Raw genomic sequence first — 18,573 nt, forward strand, 5'->3', positions numbered from 1 at the left:
AACGCCAGTTCTATGACTAAACTCTGAAAATAACTTGAATATTCTTTTTTTTGAATCGAAGCGTAGGTATTAGATGAAGTTGAGCTAAACAGAGAGAAGAGATGTAAAGATGTCATCGCAAGGACAGAGCAGATACAAAAGACCGAAAACAGATCATTAGTGATCTTACATAGGTTACAAAACTAAATGATGTTTCAATTAAACAGAATTTTTTGCTCAAATGGATATGAGCCAATTTAAAAGCAGTAAATGATGACAGAAGAGGAAAGAAATAATTTTTTGAAAAAATAATAAAAGAGCAATCAAAGTGGAGAAAAGCTAAGGGTCGTATCCTATAAGTTAAGAAACCAAAATCAGATACAACCCATTTATTTGCATGAGAGAAAAATACTCAGATTTCTCGCCACACTTCATTTTCGTCTTTTAAAGGAATGGTAAAGTTAAAGTCATCATCATTACTGACCAGAAGACTGGTTGGAGTCTGCATGACCACTTTCAAAACAGTACCTGCTTCAAAAATAATCGGATCGCAGTTTTCTTTTTGCAGAGTCACCGGTTTAAGTAATTCAATTACTGAACTTTCCATAGTTTTTTCCAAAATAAGATTACTTTTCGATAATTAAATCATAGCATGATTTTTGAAAATTTAACTGTTTCTTCAAAAACTGAGAACTTGATCAATGACTTATTCAAATAGGGAGTAGTGCTCTAGTTTGATAAAAGATACCTAGGAGACGTGCAGTATGTCTGATTTTCATCCTATTCTCGCAGTGCTCAGAAGCATGAAGTTCTTTTACATAAACCCGACAGATAACAGGCATAAAAATTTTATCAAAATAACGAAAGGTCAAAAACATGATGATTTTTTGTTTTTGATATCGCTCTGCTGAATGATAAAAATAAGTTTCTAGAGATTCTATATCCTTCTATCCTTTTTTACACTAAATTGAAAATTAATGCTTTATAACAGTAAAAATCTAAAATAAGAATAAACTATGCGTCATTTGGATGACCAAGAGACATAAGGAGAACTGGGTCGGCATGTTTAAGTCATTTTTCCCGCAACCCGTCTGGTTTTTTAGCAGCCTGATTTTATGGTTTATCATTAATCTTGTGCTTTGGCATAGTGGCGGATCAGGATGGGGAACCTATCTGGGTTTTCCTGAAAATTATTTTGATGAAAAGCTTACAATCGGTATCGGGCGTTTCTGGTCAGCTCAATTCATCTGGTTCTATCTCTGGTATGTCATTGCAACTACGATATTTGCGCTGTTCTGGCAATGGAAAGCCGGACACCGATGGCAGCGCTGGTCGGTCTGGGGCTCGGCATTTATTCTGTTTAATATCTGGTTCGGGGTACAGGTCAATGTCGTATTAAACGAATGGTATAGCCCGTTTTATGATCAGATTCAACAAATGCTCACTAAGGGTGGTGGGGATGTTTCATTGCTGTATCAAGGCGCATTAACCTTTATTTATATTGCGATGGTTTATGTCACTTTAGCGGTATTTAATCTGTTTTTTGTCAGTCATTATGTCTTCCGCTGGCGTACCGCGATGAATGATTATTACACCGCACATTGGGAGCAGTTACGTCATATTGAAGGTGCATCACAACGTATCCAGGAAGATACCATGCGCTTTGCCAAAACCACGGAGCAGTTGAGTGTTTCCTTGATCGAAGCGCTGATGTTGCTGATGGCATTCCTGCCGATCTTATATCAGCTCTCTAGTCACGTGAAGGTTTTACCAATTGTCGGGGAAATACCGCATGCTTTAATGTGGGCCTCGATTGGCTGGGCGGTATTGGGTACGGTCATTTTAATGGTCGTGGGAATGAAATTGCCCGGACTGGAGTTCAATAACCAGAAAGTTGAGGCAGCCTATCGTAAAGAGTTGGTCTATGGCGAAGACTATGCTGATCGCGCACATCCGCTGACATTACAAGAACTGTTTAGCCGAGTACGCTGGAATTATTTCCGGTTGTATTTTCACTATGCTTATTTCAACATGGTTCGGATCTGGTACTTGCAGTTGGACAATATTTACGGATTATTTATTCTGTTTCCAAGTATTGCAGCAGGGGCAATTACTCTTGGTTTGATGATGCAAATCCTGAATGTATTTGGCAAAGTGCGGGAATCTTTCCAGTATCTGATTCTGTCTTGGCCGACGATTATTGAACTGATGTCGATCTATAAACGCTTAAAAGCATTTGAATCACATATTGATTAATTTTTTCTCATATTATTATCCTGCTTTATCAGCCAAACAGTTTTAGGTTTGGCTTTTTTTAGGGCGAGTTAATTTACAAAATCCAATGGAAAATATCGATCTGACCGTTGGTCAGATGACTTGGGTAAATCGTGTCAGAACCTCCCAATATTGGGGTATTCAGATATTTTTTTCTTGTCTAAAATCCTAAGGGCCAGCCAAGATGGCGTTTAATTTCCGGTGGTTTGACGTATAAAAATAACAAATGTACGTTGAGGAAATTATTCTTATGCTGATCTTGTTCAGGCAATGTTATAGCGGATAAAAGGTAAATTTATTACCTATTATAATAAAGGTCTATAGCGTTCCCTGAATAAGCCGCCGGAGAAGGACTCACCGCCTTCTTCGGTTTTTTATGTGTTTTTTCTATCTTTTTCTTGAGTCCTGAATGGAATTGTTTATTATTTGAACTGATTTAAAAATGATACTTGTGTCAATTTTTATCACATGAAGCTTGGCATAATCAGCAAAGTTGAGGCTGATATGTGCCTTTTTACCGTTTAAATATTATATTTATCAATATCTTGTGTTTGTTGTTTTGTGCTATTTAAGCTATGTTATACGGGATTTTGGGGTTGAGATGTTTGCTGTGAAGCTAAAAGTAATAATTCTAATAATAGGGGCAGCAGGTTTAGCTGGGTGTAATAGCGTGAATCGGTTGAAATCAGAGGTGTTACATCCTTTTGCCAGTCCGGAAGAACTAATTGCCAAACGGGCTTTGAATCAACGTGATGGTAGTGCAAAAGATTATGTTTATCTTTGGGGACAAGCTCAGAAAAATAACACGACTCAGGCCATGTATCCGCGTTCGATACTGACGCAATATTGTCATGAACAGGGCGGTAAATTTTCACTGCTGTATAAAAGTAATTTTAGTGCAGTGGCAGATGTTGCCCAGCGTAAACGTCTGAGTGCTAATCGGGGTGTTGTACAGGGGAGCGGTGCCTATCAGTGTCGTATGGATGACCTGACTGAAAGCTGGATTGTTTCGATTGAGCCAACTTCTGAACGACAAGTTGATAAAACTAGCCAGACGCGTAGTGTTCGACTACTCACCCAGGTCATGAGTCCATCTCAAGCAAAAAACTTTTATCGTCCAACTAAAGCCAGGGTTACTTTGGAGCAAACCAAACCTGCATCGATAAAAACCACGACTCCTCCTAAGACTCCTGCCGCAAAGACGACGAATGAACTGAAGGAATCAGCACGTAAAGAGCTGGAGAGGAAAGAATTAGAGCGAAAGGAATTAGAAAGAAAAGAGCTTGAGAAAAAAGAAGCAGAGAAAAAGCAGCTAGCAGCGGCATCAGCTCGAGCTACAATAGCAGAAACACCGCAACAACATCAGATGAAGATTTATGTGGCAGCGCGACGTGATATTAATAGTGGCAAGAATCTGAATAATGCCTGTAACAACGCCCAGCGTGCCTATAACTACGGTAAATTGCAGGGCACTGAGGGAACACGTGTCTATACTGAATCAGGGATGTTGGTTGCACGCTGTCTGAACAGTATTCCGGTCTATGCCAGCCGTTTCCCAAATGCTAAAGCGCAATCCAAGCGGATTTTGCAGAATTTGGCCAATAACTATAATCATGCCGGAGCCAAGAATCTTTTGAGGCAGTTAAAATAAGCGCGGGATCAAAAGACTTAATCCAAAATCCGTATGATCCTTTTGACGATCGAGAAGATAGGCGCAAAAATCTGCTCGATCCGACGGGAGAGAACAGAAGAAAGCCGGCTTGATTTAGTGGGGAGATCACGTGATCCGAGAATCTCCTTGCGTGATGTCGGATGGATGAATAAAAATACGATCAAGACGAAAAAAATGACAAGTCCCCACAGTATGATGCTGTGAAATATGTTGGTATTCATAATTATAAGTGTTTATTTTTATTGTTTTAGCCTAAATCATAGCGCTAAGTTTGACTGATCAATATCTCGACCTGATGAATAGCAATATGGACATCAGAATGATCATTTGAGTGTTTTAAATCTGGGTCAGATTTTACAGAGTTCTATCAGTTTATTGCCCTGTTCCATGCTACAACTGACTGGTTTATATCATTGGCCGGACGTCGAAGAACAGGAAATTATGATGGCGCATAGATCTTTTACAAAGCTTCGTACATTTTTAATAAGTGCGATATTATTAGGTACGACTCAGGTTGCCATGGCAGGTCCAACAGTTGATCAGCTCAGTGACTGTCTGATGAAATCCACCACAGCCACGGATAAAACTACCGTCTTGCAATGGACCTTTGTGGCTTTAGGTAATCATCCCGACTTAAAGGCTTTTAGTAATGTGACTGCAACTCAAAAGGAAGCATTAGACAAGAATCTAGCGACGGTGTTGCAGCGCATTTTAGTGGAGCAATGTTCAGCACAGACTAAAGCGGTGATTCAGGCTGAAGGTTTGCCGGCGGTGGGCGATAGTTTTCAGGCTTTGGGTAAAACCACAGGTGAGGAAATTTTAAAGAATCCTGAAATCAATAATCAGCTCAAAAGTGTGCTGCGTTATATCGATTTGAATCGCGTGGCACAGACCTTTTTAACGCCGGATTTGTTGAATAAGTTGGGACTATAAGGCGATAAGTCATGAGGCTTTATTTGAAGATGCCTGCAATAAGTTTAATTAGCCAGTAAATGGGAATAAAAATAAGTTCTAGCCCATCTGCCCAATCAGATCCTCTTTGACGTTTGGAGGTATCGCCTTTAGGTTCTGTGATCTTTTTTCGCCATTTGGGATAGATGAGCATGATGACGATCACAAGCACGAATATGCCAATGAAAGCTTGAATGATGGTAAGTAATAGTTCAGGTGTCATTTTTGTTTTTCTATTAGTTAGTTTTTTGATTTTATAGCATAAAAGTAATCCTCTCCCTAACCCTCTCCTTTAATAAAGGAGAGGGAACTACGCGTATCCAATTAATCACATGACAAAGTCTCCCTTTTCTAAAGGGAAATTTAGAGGGATTAGGGAAGCTGGATACGTCCTAAGTCTTCGAGTTTGGCAATGGAGGATACTTTTTTGATGGTCATTATTTAATATATAGGTGAAAATTGATATTTGGAGTTTAATAAATTTTATGTACTCATCAAAAGTTTTTGATATAACTTAATTTTACTTAAAAAAATAAAGGAAATTGTTTGAAAATTTCATATCTGTTAGTTGCTATTGTCTGGGTTTTGACAGTAGGCAGTGCAATTTATTTTAAAATTGATTGGTTTGGCTACGATTACAACACATGGGCTATTATATTTTCAGCTCTACATGGCTTGTTAGCAACTGTGATTACATTGTTTGGAAATAATTCAGGAGTGAGAAACTCAGCGAAAGCTTCTAACGGCTCAACAGTAATTCAAGCAGGAGGAAATATTAAAATTAAGGATAAAGTAAAAAGTAAGGGTGGGAAGTAGTGATGTTTGAGAAAGATAAGATGGAGGCAGAAGCTTCAGATAATAGTCGTATTCTACAAGCTCGTGGAGATATAACTGTTTATGAAGGAACTCGGATGGTTGAGATTATGGAGGCTATAGATTATCAAATTGATCGCCGAGTACCTCAACTAATTTTACAACACGCACCAAAAATTTTTGAAGAACAAAACAAAATTGTTAATCATGAAGTTTCTGAATTCAAGAATGACATTAATAGAAAGCTGACAGAAGTACTAGATAAAGTTAATACTGATGATTCGAAAGCCATTGAGCGATTTTTGAAAAAAGCTACAGATTCTAACTTTCAATATCTCTTAAATAGTAGTGTAGAAACTATCGTTAGGCATAAAGATAAAGCACCAAAAGAGTTATTGGCTAATTTATTAATAAGCAAAATTGATGAAGAAAATGACGATGATAATTATGTAATTGATGAAATGATAGAATCATTAAAATTTCTTTCCAAAAATCATATTAACTTTATTTCATTTGCACATTTAATCCGTTCAATTAATCTTAATAAAGACGTATTACAGCAATATCAGGAAATTGATAGCCGAGTTGATATAGGTGATGAGGAAAAAGAAAATTTAAAAAGGGCTTATTCTGATGTAATGAAAAAAGGATATCAGCGATTTTTAAATTATTTTATTAGTCAAAATCCTAAAGAAATTAATGTTGAATATCTTGAATCTAAAGGATATTTTTCAGGTGATTTAAAGAGCTACATAGAATCTACATCTAAAATAATTTTAAGTAAATTGAATATTCAGACAAGTAGTGATGGCGAGTCTAAAACAGTACTTAAAGAAAACTTACCGGAGCTAGATATACTAATTAATTTATACGGTTTTGATGATATTAATAAAATTTCTCCTGTCACTCAAAAAGCAATTATATTGGCTAATCAGAATTTCCAGATTCTGCATGAGAAAAAAGCTTTTTAATATAAAAACCCGCTCTAAAGCGGGTTTTTATATTAAAGAAAGATCAGATCAACCAATCAATTTCTTCATCAATTCATTCACTTGCGCAGGGTTGGCTTTACCTTTTGCAGCCTTCATCACTTGACCAACCAGACCGTTGAAAGCTTTCTCTTTACCAGATTTATATTCTTCAACCATCTTCTCATTGGCAGCAAGGACTTCCTTAATAATTGCTTCAATCGCGCCTGTATCAGTTTCCTGTTTCAAGCCTTTTTCCGCAATAATGTCATCCGCAGATTTGCCTTCTTCCCACATAAAGCCGAAGACTTGCTTCGCGATCTTACCGTTAATCGTGTTGTCCACAATACGTGCAATCATACCGCCAAGTTTTTCAGCCGTTACAGGAGAGTCAGCAAGGTCTAGACCAGCTTTGTTGAGCGCCCCTGAGAATTCACCCATTACCCAGTTTGCAGACACTTTACCTTGTGCAGCGCCACCAGCAGCTTTCACCACTTCTTCGTAGAACTCAGACATTTCACGAGTCAACGTTAGAACGTGAGCATCGTATTCAGTCACGCCAAAGTCCGCCACGAAACGCGCACGACGTGCCGCAGGAAGCTCAGGCATGGTTGCTTTAATTGCTTCGATTTGCTCATCAGCAATTACCACAGGCAACAAGTCAGGATCAGGGAAGTAGCGGTAATCGTTCGCTTCTTCTTTCGAACGCATTGAACGGGTTTCCATTTTCACAGGATCGAACAAACGCGTTTCCTGATCAATGGTGCCATCCCAGTCCAGAATTTCCATTTGACGTTCAATTTCAACATTGATCGCCTGTTCAATGAAACGGAATGAGTTCAGGTTTTTCAATTCACAACGTGTACCAAACGGTTGACCCGGACGACGTAAAGACACGTTACAGTCACAGCGGAACGAACCTTCGGCCATGTTACCATCGGAAATACCTAACCAGCGCACTAGCGTGTGAATCGCCTTGATATAAGCAACCGCTTCTTCGACTGAACGCATATCCGGTTCAGAAACAATTTCAAGTAACGGTGTACCGGCACGGTTCAAGTCGATGCCTGACATGCCTTCAAACTGGTCATGAATCGATTTGCCCGCATCTTCCTCAAGGTGTGCACGCGTTACGCCAATGCGTTTAACCGTGCCATCTTCAAGCTGGATGTCGATATGACCCAAGCCCACAATCGGGTTGTCCATCTGGCTGATCTGGTAGCCTTTTGGAGAATCCGGGTAGAAATAGTTTTTACGGGCAAACACCGAAGCCTGATCTATGTAAGCGTCGATACCTAAACCAAAGCGAATCGCAAGATCAACCACTTCTTTGTTCAATACCGGCAATACGCCCGGCATGGCTAAATCAACCAGGCTGGCTTGGGTGTTTGGATCATTACCGAATACAGTCGATGAGCCCGAGAAAATTTTGGTATTGGTGGCAAGCTGAGTGTGAATCTCGATACCAATAACGACTTCCCAACCATCAATCAGGTTGGATTTCGGTTTAGCCGATTTTTGAGCTTGAGCCATTATGCATTCTCCTCAGCAATTGCAGCGCGTTTTGTATGCCAATCTGTGGCCTGTTGATACTGATGTACCACAGATAACAATTGAGATTCTGACCAGTAATTCCCAATCAGCTGTAAGCCAACTGGCAAGTTGTTCTGGTCAAAACCGACAGGCGCGTTAATCGCAGGAAGACCTGCCAGATTTACCGCAAGCGTATAAATATCGCCCAGGTACATTTCAACTGGCGTTAAATCTGCACCAATTTTATAGGCAGTCGTTGGCGCAGAAGGTGCTGCAATGACATCGACCGATTCAAATGCTTTAAGGAAATCTTGCTGGATCAGACGGCGTACTTTCTGTGCTTTTACATAGTAAGCATCGTAATAACCTGCAGACAGGGCATACGTACCAATCAAGATACGGCGTTGCACTTCGGCACCAAAACCTTCTGAACGTGAACGTTTGTACAGGTCCATCAGGTCCACAGGATTTTCTGCGCGGTAGCCATAACGTACGCCATCAAAACGTGACAGGTTCGAAGAAGCTTCGGCAGGTGCGATCAGATAGTAAGTCGGCACATAGCTTTCAGTCATGTTGAGATCAATCTCAACCAGAATTGCGCCCATCTCTTCCAGTTTTTTTAAGGATTCTTCAACGCGTGCTTTGACTTCAGCATCTAAACCAGCAACATTAAAATATTGCTTTGGAATACCAATGCGTAAGCCTTTTACTGAGGTAGCGTTCAAGTTCGCGACATAGTTATCTACCGCTTGATCCATCGAGGTTGAATCTTTGGCATCATGACCGGCCATGACATTCATCAGGTAAGCACAGTCTTCCGCCGAGCGCGCCATTGGACCGCCTTGGTCTAGTGATGATGCATAAGCAATCATCCCGAAACGCGATACACGGCCATAGGTCGGTTTAAGGCCGGTCAGACCACAGAATGATGCAGGTTGACGGATTGAACCACCGGTGTCAGTACCAGTTGCAAATGGTGCCAAATCCGCTGCCACAGCTGCTGCAGAACCGCCTGAAGAACCACCAGGGACATGGCCCAGGTTCCAAGGGTTGGCAGTTGCGCCGTAATATGAGTTCTCAGAGGTCGAACCCATCGCGAATTCGTCCATGTTCACTTTACCCAAAGTGACCAGGCCCGCAGCTTTACCTTTCGCTACAACGGTTGCGTCGTAAGGAGAGATAAAATTGTCCAGCATTTTTGAACCGGCAGTGGTTTTAATGCCTTGGGTACAGAAAATATCTTTGTGGGCAACTGGCACACCAGTCAGGGCAGAGGCATTGCCAGCTTTGATTGCAGCATCGGCAGCGTCTGCTTCAGCCAATGCCTGTTCAGCAGTCACGGTCACATAAGCCTTGACCTGTGCATCAATTTTTTCGATGCGTTTTAAATAGTGTTGAGTCAATTCGCGGGATGAAAATTGAGCATTTGCCAAACCTTCAGTCAGTTCACGAATGGATAAGCGGTGTAAATCTGTCATGAGAAATAATTCTTTACGTTTAATTTAATAAAAAGAATGAACTGGGTAATAATTACTCAATCACGCGTGGGACGAGATACAAACCGTCCTGTACAGCAGGTGCAACTGCTTGGTATTCCTCACGATGATTGCTTTCCGACACGACATCTTCACGTAAAGGCTGTGGGTGGTCGAAAGGGCTTTTCAGTGGTTCAACACCGTCGGTATTGATGCCTTTCAGGGTTTCCATCATGCCTAAAATTTTATTTAAACTTTGAGCATATTCAGCAGATTGCGTATCATTGAGAGATAACCTTGCAAGGTTGGCAATAGCTGAAACTGTTTCTGCACTTAAATCTGCAGAATGCTGTGCATCCGATGTAGACATAATATTACCTAATCAGTATTAAAAAAATTCAAATTATCATGCTTTATGATAAGCGATTGACTTGTCCAAATCATCACATTTAGTTAAAGTGGCGACCTTGCGTCCATATAAAGTTTAACTGAGAACGTCCCCGTGATTCTAAAACGACTAATAGGCTTGTTTTCGCCCGATCTTGCCATTGATTTAGGTACAGCAAATACACTTATTTATGCGCCAGGACGAGGCATTATATTAAATGAACCAACGGTTGTAGCCATCCGTCATAGTGGTTCACATAAAATTGTTGCGGCAGTCGGTCTTGAAGCGAAGCAAATGCTAGGTCGTACCCCAGCCAATATCTCAGCGATCCGTCCTATGAAAGATGGTGTGATTGCGGATTTTGAAGTCACTGAGACCATGCTGAATCAGTTCATTCGCAAAGTACATGAAAACCGTTTATTTACTCCGGCACCGCGTGTCGTGGTTTGCGTGCCATGTAAATCGACTCTGGTTGAGCGCCGTGCCATTCGTGAAGCCGTGTTTAATGCGGGCGCACGTGATGTACGTTTAATTGAAGAGCCAATGGCAGCAGCGATTGGTGCAGGTATGCCAGTTGAGCAGGCTTGTGGTTCGATGGTGGTCGATGTTGGCGGTGGTACCACTGAAATTGCAATCATTTCCCTACAAGGTTGTGTTTATGCAGACTCTTTACGGATTGGCGGTGATGTCTTTGATGAGCAGATCATTAACTATGTGCGTAAAGCGCATGGCTGTGTGATCGGCGAAACCACTGCTGAAGTGATCAAAAAAGAAGTGGGTATGGCATTGCCTGATGAAGGTGCTAAACCACTTGAAATTGAAGTTCGTGGCCGTAACCTCGCAGAAGGTGTGCCTCGCGCAATCGTGGTTAATTCTGACGAAGTCACCCAAGCGATTTCTGATCCATTGCAAAACATCGTGTCTGCTGTGAAATCTGCGCTAGAACACACACCTCCTGAGCTTTCTTCGGACATCGCTGAACGCGGTATCGTGTTAACTGGTGGTGGTGCATTGCTACGTAACCTGGACAAGCTGCTTGCCAAAGAAACTGGCCTGCCGGTGGTGGTGGCAGAAGATCCACTATCATGCGTGACACGTGGTGGCGGCAAGGTACTCGAATTTTTCGACAACCCAAATCATGACATGTTATTCGTAGGCTAAGAAAAGGATCCGGCGGGTGCAAGCACATCTGTTTTCTCGACAACCGCCATCTTTTCGCTCTTTTATCATTGCATTGGTGACATGCCTGGTGGTGCTTTTCTTTGATTGGCGCATGCCGCATGTTGTTCAACCTGCAAGGGATGTCCTGTACGCTGCTTATAATCCTATTTATGCGGTGGCCAGTTATCCGGTATTGTCGCGAGAGTGGTTGAATCAACAAACCAAGTCTGAAGCTCAGTTGCGCCGGGAAAATACCGCGATGCAGGCCGAGTTGCTACAGGCACAGGTACGCTTACAAAAAATCTCTGAACTTTCTGCTGAAAATACCCGTTTGCGTGGTCTATTGGACACGCCGCTGATCATTGATGGACGTATTGAAATTGCCGAAGTGATTGGCACCGATGCCGATCCATTACGGCATATTATCGTGATCAACCGGGGTTCGAATAACGAGCTGAAAGTCGGGCAAACCGTACTGGATGACAAGGGTATCATGGGACAGATTATCAATGTCTATCCGCATAGTAGCCGGGTCATGCTGTTGTCTGATAAAGAACATTCACTGTCAGTGCGCCTGGAACATACCGGGATGCGTGCCATTGTTTCAGGCACGGGCGATCTAGGACGTTTAAAAATGGAATATGTACCTACCAGTGCCAATATCAAGGTCGGTGAAAAAGTCTATAGTTCGGGCTTGGGACAACATTTCCCGGCAGGTTATCTGGTGGGTCAGGTATCTAAAGTACAACGCCATAATTCTGGTGAATTTGCCCAGATTGATGTGACGCCTGCGGCTCAGCTGGCCGGTGGACATCATGTGGTGGTGTTATTTTCCGATTCATTAGCGATGGAGCAACCGCATGTCAATCGCTAAGATGAAATCCAGAAAGCATCGTGATCCTTTAATGGCTATTGTCATTTCGGTGATTGTGGCTTCTATTTTAATGGTCTATCCACTTTCCTATAATCTCTCGGGCTGGCGTCCGCTGTTTATGCTGATGATCATGCTCTTCTGGGTGTTATGTCAGCCAACCTGGTGCGGGATCTGGTTTGCCTTTGGTACGGGTATTTTTATTGATCTGCTGCTGGATGCACCTTTGGGTCTGAATGCGCTGAGCTTTATCATTATTGCCTTTTTAGCTCGCTTTCTGACCCGTGAACGCCGTATCCTGACCTTTAATAATCTCTGGGTGATTATGGGGCTGGCGATTGTCGCATATCTGCTGATGATCTTTTTTACCCAGATTATAGCTGGTGTGCAATTTTCTTATGCACGGCACTGGATTCCGATGCTGACCAGTATTCTGGTTTGGCCTGCTATTTATTATATGCTCAAAAAATGGCGCATATAATTCTAGCTTCGAGCTCACCCCGGCGTCGCGAGTTATTGCAACAACTCGGGCTGAGCTTCGATATTTACAGTCCCGAGATCGACGAATCTGTACAAGCAGGCGAGTCGGTCGCAGCCTATGTTGAACGTCTGGCACGAGCCAAAGCAGATGCCGTGGCTGAGTATTATCCAGATGCCATCATCATTGCTGCGGACACCAGTTTGGGGGTGGATCAGGAGATTTTGGGCAAACCTGAATCCAAACAACATGCGATTGAAATGTGGACAAAAATCTCCGGTCGATGGCATGATGTCTATAGCGGTGTCTGTGTTCGTACAAAGCATGAAAAATACAGTATAGTGGTACGCACACAGGTCGAATTTCAAATCCTGAGCGCTGCAGATATGGAAAGTTACTGGGCGACAGGTGAGCCACTGGGTAAAGCAGGGGCTTATGCAATTCAAGGAATTGCAGCACGTTATATTCCAAAAATACAGGGCAGTTATTCCAATGTGGTTGGCTTGCCTTTATATGAGACAGTACAGTTATTACAGACGGTTAAGGCACTAAATTAACTGCTGAAAAGAATTCTTATAATGTTTTGAGTGTAGTTATGTCTGACGAGTTGTTGATTAACGTCACGCCGATGGAATGTCGGGTCGCGTTAATTGAAAACGGCACGGTCAATGAACTGTTTGTCGAGCGTACGGCCAAGCGTGGCCTGGTAGGGAATGTCTATAAAGGAAAAGTGGTGCGGGTCTTACCCGGCATGCAGGCTGCTTTCGTGGATATCGGACTTTCTCGTACTGCGTTTTTACATATCAATGATATGGTCTGGCCCCGCAATCAGCCAACCCCGAATGTCTTTGAGCTACTTCAACCGGGACAAGTCCTCACGGTTCAGGTGATGAAAGATATGCTCGGTACCAAAGGCGCACGCCTGTCTACCGATCTGTCGATTCCTTCGCGTTATTTGGTGCTGATGCCATATGGCAATCATATCGGTGTATCGCAACGGATTGAATCCGAGGAAGAGCGCAATCGCTTGCGTTCGATCATTGAGCGGATTCAGGCAGAACATAAGCTGCCAGGTTCAGTGATTGTACGTACTGCGGCAGAAGGGATTGAAGAAGAAGCCATTGCACAGGATATGGCTTATCTGGCCAAGCTTTGGGAATATGTCCAGCGCAAGCAAAAGATTATTGCAGTACCGTCTTTGATCTTTGAAGAATTGCCTTTGCCGCAGCGGGTGATTCGTGATCTGGCCAATGAAGAAACTGCCAAAATTTACGTAGATTCACGTGAAATTCATGCCAAGTTGCAGGAATTTGTCGAAGAATTTGTTCCGAACATGAAAGACCGTTTGCTGCATTATCCGGGTGAACGGCCAATTTTTGACTTGTATAATGTCGAAGAAGATCTGCAAAAGGCATTGCAAACTCGTGTCGCATTGAAGTCCGGCGGCTATCTGATGATTGACCAGACTGAAGCCATGGCCACGATTGATGTCAATACTGGTTCTTATGTTGGTGGTCGTTCGCTGGAAGATACGGTTTTTAAAACCAATATGGAAGCGACCGATGTCATCGCACGTCAGTTACGGCTGCGTAATCTGGGCGGAATTATTATCATTGATTTCATTGATATGCAGGAAGCGCAGCATCGTGAAGAAGTAATGAAACAGTTTGAGCGCATGCTGGAACGTGACCATGCCAAGACCAAGATTACTCAGGTATCGGAACTGGGCCTGGTAGAAATGACCCGGAAACGCACCCGTGAGTCGCTGGAACATTTGCTCTGTGAATCTTGTCCGACTTGTCAGGGACGTGGTTATGTCAAAACAGCCGAGTCAGTATGTTACGAAATATTCAGGGAAATTCTGCGTTATGCCCGTGCTTATGAGTCACAGAGTGGCTTTACTGTCGTCGCGCATCCTGCTGTCATTGATCGATTATTGACGGCAGAAGCGCCTGCAGTCGCTGATCTAGAACATTTCATTAATCGCGTGATTAAGTTCCAAGTGGAAAATCTGTATACGCAAGAGCAATACGATATCATTCTCAGCTGAAATTGTAACAGAATATCGTTAAACACTTGTTACATCTGAAATTTTACAACAGGGCCTTTATTTACAATACTAGATGCATGAATTAGCCAAAGCCGTTTCTCCCAGTTTCAGGCTTAGCAAAAGGAGTGTGTGATGAGTATGAGTAAAGCAGTAATCCATAAAGGCCTAAAACACGTATTAGAACCAAAGACTGTGCATGCAGGATATATCGTTGATGAGCGTGGTAATGAAGTTCAAATTACCGCGAGCATGATCCGTAACGTCTGCCATCAATTATTACAACAGTGCCGTACTATTAAAAGCTGATTGCATTTGTGCATTGTTTCTAACTTGTCAAAAATAATTTGGTAGACGTTTAAATCGAGAAGTCTTCCAAAAAGTTCTAAAATAATTTAAAAAGATTTCAAAAATAAAGAAAAGGGACCAGATCGGTCCCTTTATTCTGTGCTCAAAGACTGGCAAAAATGATCAGCATCTTTGGCAGTCCATCTATCTTATTTATTCATCCGCGGCTAGCTTACCGCTCGTAACTTTGGGACAGGTTCGCCATCTACAATAAGTTCAAAACGTTGAATTTCTTCTTCCAGATGTGTTAGCAAGTTCTGCATTTTCGGCAGGGCATTACGACATGCGGTCAAGCCGACTTCCAGTTTGTCTAGATAGCTGGTCATGGTGATATTTAGAGCCTGACCATCCAGTACGATAGAAGCCGGATAAAGTGCTTCAAGACGTGCACCATTCCAGTAAAGGGGCTCTTGTGGTCCAGGTACATTGGAAATAATCACGTTAAACGCCTGACGTGTCGGCATTAAACCGGAGGCAATGTTCAGACCCGCTGCACCATAGACAAAAGCACTATAGTTCAAGATTTGATTGGCATTCATACGTTTGAAGCGTTCTTTGGCACTCAGTACACTGCGGCGTACGATCTTGAGACGTTCCAGCGGATCTTCTTTATGTGTGCCCAAATTGGCCAGAATCATGGTAATACGGTTGGATACATCCGAGTCATCACTGCGAACCGAAGCTGGAACCATGGCAATTAACGGTTTTTTCGGCAGGGCATTTTGCGATAATAAATATTCACGTAATGCACCTGAACAAATGGCCAGTACGATATCATTAATGGTCACGCCCAATGCCTTAGAAATATGACGTAAACGTGAAAACTCGAAAGACTGGGCTGCAAAGCGACGTGACGCACTGACGCGCTGATTCAGAATGCTACTTGGTGCCTGAAAGCTGGATACATAATCCGGATTACGTCCCATATCTTTCATGACGGTTTGCGATAGTTCATAAGCAACTCGTGGCGCACATTCCAGTTGCCCCTTAATGGTCTGCAGGACATTTTTAAACCTGTTCACTTTAGGTGCTTTAAGGCGTTTGGCACGCGGTCCTTCCACACACCATGGCGGTACAATACTCTTGGCATTTGGATCATGTGAAAGCGACTTTTCGACCAGACGCATGCCAGCAATTCCATCTACCATGGCATGGTGTATTTTGAAATACATGGCAAAACGATTACCTTCAATGCCCTCAATGATATGACAGGTCCATAAAGGTTTTGCACGATCAATCAGGGCACTATGTTCTTGAGAAATATAGGTCAGCAATTCACGGATACGGCCCGGTTTTGGCAGGGCGATATGACGAAAATGATGATCTAAATCAAATTCCTGGTCTTCATCCCAAAACAGGCCGTTTAAATAATTGTTAAAAGGTGGGATAGGGGAGCATTTCGAATTTTGGATATCCGTGACTAGATCCTGAATAAAGGAAGCTGGCGCATTGTCGGGAATTTTGAATAAAAATAGTCCACCTACATGCATAGGCTGCTGCCGTTTCTCTAAAGTTAAGAAAATAAAATCAATTGGATGTAATGGACGCATAGCGTGGATTGCCTCACTGCATTCTCTATGGCTTTTTTGCTAAAAGGCCTTGTTAGAATTATTACTTTAGTTTTTAAAGTATATCTTTTTTAGCATATAAATGAACTGCTTTATCTTGCCTCAACTGTGAAAAAGTGGCTATTGACAAGAACAAAATATCTTCCTAAGTTTATGAAATGTGAAAATTTTAGTTTTAAAATAGTTTTCTAAAAATAGTATTCACTAGGCGAAGTGGAGTGTAACTTAATAATTATGTGTTATTAAAAGAATAGCATTGTGTTCAATTTCACATTTTATACAAATAAATCAATGAACTAAAATTTTATAAATTCTTTAATTAAAATAATATTATCCCGATAAAAGGTAATTTATATCTTGTCACTAAATGTAAAATTATCAATTAAAAAAGACTATCTTTATTAAAAAATAGTCTTTCAATCAATAGGAACGATAAAACTTAACTTTATTTTTTTAGATTGCCAGCATGTAAGCCACATTCTTTATGGGTGGCTTCTTCCCACCACCAGCGGCCTTCGCGTTCATGCTGATTTGGCAGCACAGGGCGGGTGCAAGGTTCACAGCCAATTGAAACAAAACCTTTCTCATGCAGGGTATTATAAGGTACTTCCATCATACGGATATAACTCCAGACATCTGCACTGGACCAGTTGGCTAGAGGATTGTACTTAATCAACTGCTTTCCAGGACCGGAGAAACCTGGATCGGCCTGAACCACAGGAATTTCATTGCGTGTACCCGGACTTTGGTCTTTGCGCTGACCGGTAATCCAGCCATCCAGTGTGGTCAGTTTTTTACGTAGCGGTTGAACCTTGCGTATACCGCAACATTCCTGATGACCATCTTCAAAGAAACTGAATAAACCTTTGGTGGTCACTAAATTTTGTACTGCATCAGTTTCAGGGAAACAGATTTCAATTTCGATGTTGTAATGCTTACGCACCCGTTCAATAAACTGATACGTCTCTGCATGTAGACGGCCAGTGTCCAGACTGAATACCCGGAACGGTTTACCGAGATGCGACGCCATATCAATCAATACAACATCTTCAGCACCAGAAAATGAAATCGCAATTTCACCTTGCTGGCTCAGTGCAAGTGCCAAAATTTCATTGGGCGATTTATCAGCATATTCAGATGCAAGCGCATCAATACGATCAATAGTAGGAATGATGGTCATGAGAGTCCTGGCGATATAGGCTTGGAAAGGACATGGCCTATATTAGTTAATTTCACATCTATTTTAATAGAATTGATTTAATTGACTTATCACTAAAAAATAAATACTTATGAAAAAAATAGATTTAAAAAAGTACAGTGCAAAATCTGTTTCTTCAGCTATGATAGTGCAAAATTTTTTCAATACAACTTAGAGGGAATGTTCATGGAAGTCGTATGTCTAGATTTAGAAGGTGTGTTGGTTCCAGAAATCTGGATTAACTTTGCCAAAAAAACCGGTATTAAAGAGCTTGAAGCGACGACTCGTGACATTCCTGACTATGATGTACTGATGACCCAACGTCTGAATATTTTAAAACAGCACGGTTTAGGCTTGAACGATATTCAGGAAGTGATTGCAGAAATGGGTCCATTCCCAGGAGCAAAAGAATTTGTGAAATGGGTGAGTACGCATTTTCAATTAATTATTCTTTCAGATACTTTCTATGAATTTGCACATCCACTCATGAAGCAACTGGATTGGCCGACGATTTTCTGTCATAAACTGGAAACAGATGAAGCAGGCATGATCTCGGCTTATAAACTTCGTCAGCCGGACCAAAAACGTCAAGCCGTAAAAGCATTACATGGCTTGAACTTCCGTGTGATTGCAGCAGGAGATTCTTATAATGATACCACGATGCTAGGTGAAGCAGATCATGGTTTCCTGTTTGATGCGCCTGAAAATGTGATTGCTGAATTCCCGCAATTCCCGCCAATTCGTGGTTATGATGCGTTAAAAGAAGCGATTCGTAATGCTTCAGTACGTGATATTCCAGCTTAATATTTAAGTGTATGTAATAAAAGAAAGGGCGCTTATAGCGCCCTT

The 18,573-nt window shown here is 41.8% G+C and carries 19 protein-coding genes; 12 read left to right on the plus strand and 7 right to left on the minus strand.

Annotated elements, in window-relative coordinates; genetic code table 11:
* Positions 1-391: 391 nt before the first annotated feature.
* A complete protein-coding gene (locus NI465_RS00105; RefSeq protein WP_004730396.1) occupies positions 392-586 on the minus strand; it encodes a hypothetical protein in 195 nt (64 codons plus the stop codon).
* A 455-nt stretch (positions 587-1,041) separates the two neighbouring features.
* On the opposite strand from NI465_RS00105, the gene sbmA reads away from it, so the two are divergent.
* From sbmA to NI465_RS00120, 3 genes are all read left to right on the plus strand, one after another.
* Positions 1,042-2,235: a peptide antibiotic transporter SbmA gene (sbmA, locus tag NI465_RS00110; protein WP_253143821.1), complete on the plus strand. Its 1,194-nt coding sequence runs from the start codon at positions 1,042-1,044 to the stop codon at positions 2,233-2,235.
* 619 nt (positions 2,236-2,854) lie between these two features.
* The gene (locus tag NI465_RS00115) at positions 2,855-3,904 is read left to right on the plus strand and encodes a hypothetical protein (protein WP_253143823.1); all 1,050 of its coding nucleotides are present in this window, start codon (positions 2,855-2,857) and stop codon (positions 3,902-3,904) included.
* Between the two features lie 465 nt (positions 3,905-4,369).
* Complete coding sequence (locus tag NI465_RS00120) at positions 4,370-4,858, plus strand: hypothetical protein (RefSeq protein WP_253144089.1); 489 nt, start codon at positions 4,370-4,372, stop codon at positions 4,856-4,858.
* 19 nt (positions 4,859-4,877) lie between these two features.
* On the opposite strand, the gene NI465_RS00125 is transcribed toward NI465_RS00120, so the two are convergent.
* Positions 4,878-5,099, minus strand: a complete 222-nt coding sequence (locus NI465_RS00125; protein ID WP_005107594.1) for a hypothetical protein — start codon at positions 5,097-5,099, stop codon at positions 4,878-4,880.
* A 323-nt stretch (positions 5,100-5,422) separates the two neighbouring features.
* On the opposite strand from NI465_RS00125, the gene NI465_RS00130 reads away from it, so the two are divergent.
* Together NI465_RS00130 and NI465_RS00135 are read left to right on the plus strand one after the other, a co-directional pair.
* Complete coding sequence (locus NI465_RS00130) at positions 5,423-5,692, plus strand: hypothetical protein (RefSeq protein WP_104513528.1); 270 nt, start codon at positions 5,423-5,425, stop codon at positions 5,690-5,692.
* Between the two features lie 2 nt (positions 5,693-5,694).
* Positions 5,695-6,660 carry an LPO_1073/Vpar_1526 family protein gene (locus NI465_RS00135; protein ID WP_253143825.1) on the plus strand — a complete coding sequence of 322 codons (966 nt, stop codon included), beginning with the start codon at positions 5,695-5,697 and terminating at the stop codon, positions 6,658-6,660.
* A 48-nt stretch (positions 6,661-6,708) separates the two neighbouring features.
* On the opposite strand, the gene gatB is transcribed toward NI465_RS00135, so the two are convergent.
* The 3 genes from gatB to gatC are packed head-to-tail and all read right to left on the minus strand — an operon-like array spanning position 6,709 to position 10,035.
* Positions 6,709-8,190, minus strand: a complete 1,482-nt coding sequence (gene gatB / locus NI465_RS00140) for an Asp-tRNA(Asn)/Glu-tRNA(Gln) amidotransferase subunit GatB (protein WP_253143827.1) — start codon at positions 8,188-8,190, stop codon at positions 6,709-6,711.
* Positions 8,190-9,668 (minus strand): Asp-tRNA(Asn)/Glu-tRNA(Gln) amidotransferase subunit GatA, encoded by a 1,479-nt coding sequence (gene gatA, locus NI465_RS00145; protein ID WP_253143829.1) that lies wholly within the window; start codon positions 9,666-9,668, stop codon positions 8,190-8,192. Before gatA ends, gatB begins: the two co-directional genes overlap by 1 nt.
* 52 nt (positions 9,669-9,720) lie before the next feature.
* On the minus strand, positions 9,721-10,035 hold the full coding sequence (gene gatC / locus NI465_RS00150; RefSeq protein WP_004279359.1) for an Asp-tRNA(Asn)/Glu-tRNA(Gln) amidotransferase subunit GatC: 315 nt from the start codon (positions 10,033-10,035) through the stop codon (positions 9,721-9,723).
* A gap of 132 nt (positions 10,036-10,167) precedes the next feature.
* On the opposite strand from gatC, the gene NI465_RS00155 reads away from it, so the two are divergent.
* The 6 genes from NI465_RS00155 (at position 10,168) to NI465_RS00180 (ending at position 14,919) form a co-directional block, all read left to right on the plus strand.
* A complete protein-coding gene (locus NI465_RS00155) occupies positions 10,168-11,214 on the plus strand; it encodes a rod shape-determining protein (RefSeq protein ID WP_004279360.1) in 1,047 nt (348 codons plus the stop codon).
* Between the two features lie 16 nt (positions 11,215-11,230).
* Entirely contained in the window at positions 11,231-12,088 is an 858-nt protein-coding gene (gene mreC / locus NI465_RS00160; RefSeq protein ID WP_004279362.1) for a rod shape-determining protein MreC, read from the plus strand.
* Positions 12,075-12,566: a rod shape-determining protein MreD gene (gene mreD / locus NI465_RS00165; protein ID WP_004730376.1), complete on the plus strand. Its 492-nt coding sequence runs from the start codon at positions 12,075-12,077 to the stop codon at positions 12,564-12,566. The genes mreC and mreD overlap by 14 nt, the downstream gene beginning before the upstream one ends.
* Entirely contained in the window at positions 12,554-13,120 is a 567-nt protein-coding gene (locus NI465_RS00170; RefSeq protein ID WP_253143831.1) for a Maf-like protein, read from the plus strand. The genes mreD and NI465_RS00170 overlap by 13 nt, the downstream gene beginning before the upstream one ends.
* A 38-nt stretch (positions 13,121-13,158) precedes the next feature.
* Entirely contained in the window at positions 13,159-14,613 is a 1,455-nt protein-coding gene (rng, locus tag NI465_RS00175; RefSeq protein WP_044111231.1) for a ribonuclease G, read from the plus strand.
* A 132-nt stretch (positions 14,614-14,745) separates the two neighbouring features.
* Positions 14,746-14,919, plus strand: coding sequence for a PA1571 family protein (locus NI465_RS00180; RefSeq protein ID WP_004646222.1), 174 nt, complete (start codon positions 14,746-14,748; stop codon positions 14,917-14,919).
* A gap of 206 nt (positions 14,920-15,125) precedes the next feature.
* Here NI465_RS00180 and NI465_RS00185 read toward each other — a convergent pair whose 3' ends face one another.
* Entirely contained in the window at positions 15,126-16,508 is a 1,383-nt protein-coding gene (locus NI465_RS00185) for a WS/DGAT/MGAT family O-acyltransferase (protein WP_044111229.1), read from the minus strand.
* A 463-nt stretch (positions 16,509-16,971) separates the two neighbouring features.
* Complete coding sequence (locus NI465_RS00190; RefSeq protein WP_044111227.1) at positions 16,972-17,706, minus strand: phosphoadenylyl-sulfate reductase; 735 nt, start codon at positions 17,704-17,706, stop codon at positions 16,972-16,974.
* A gap of 204 nt (positions 17,707-17,910) precedes the next feature.
* On the opposite strand from NI465_RS00190, the gene thrH reads away from it, so the two are divergent.
* Positions 17,911-18,528, plus strand: a complete 618-nt coding sequence (gene thrH, locus NI465_RS00195) for a bifunctional phosphoserine phosphatase/homoserine phosphotransferase ThrH (RefSeq protein WP_004646225.1) — start codon at positions 17,911-17,913, stop codon at positions 18,526-18,528.
* Positions 18,529-18,573 lie beyond the last annotated feature (45 nt).

The organism is Acinetobacter lwoffii, assembly GCF_024129855.1.
Lineage (GTDB): Bacteria > Pseudomonadota > Gammaproteobacteria > Pseudomonadales > Moraxellaceae > Acinetobacter > Acinetobacter lwoffii_L.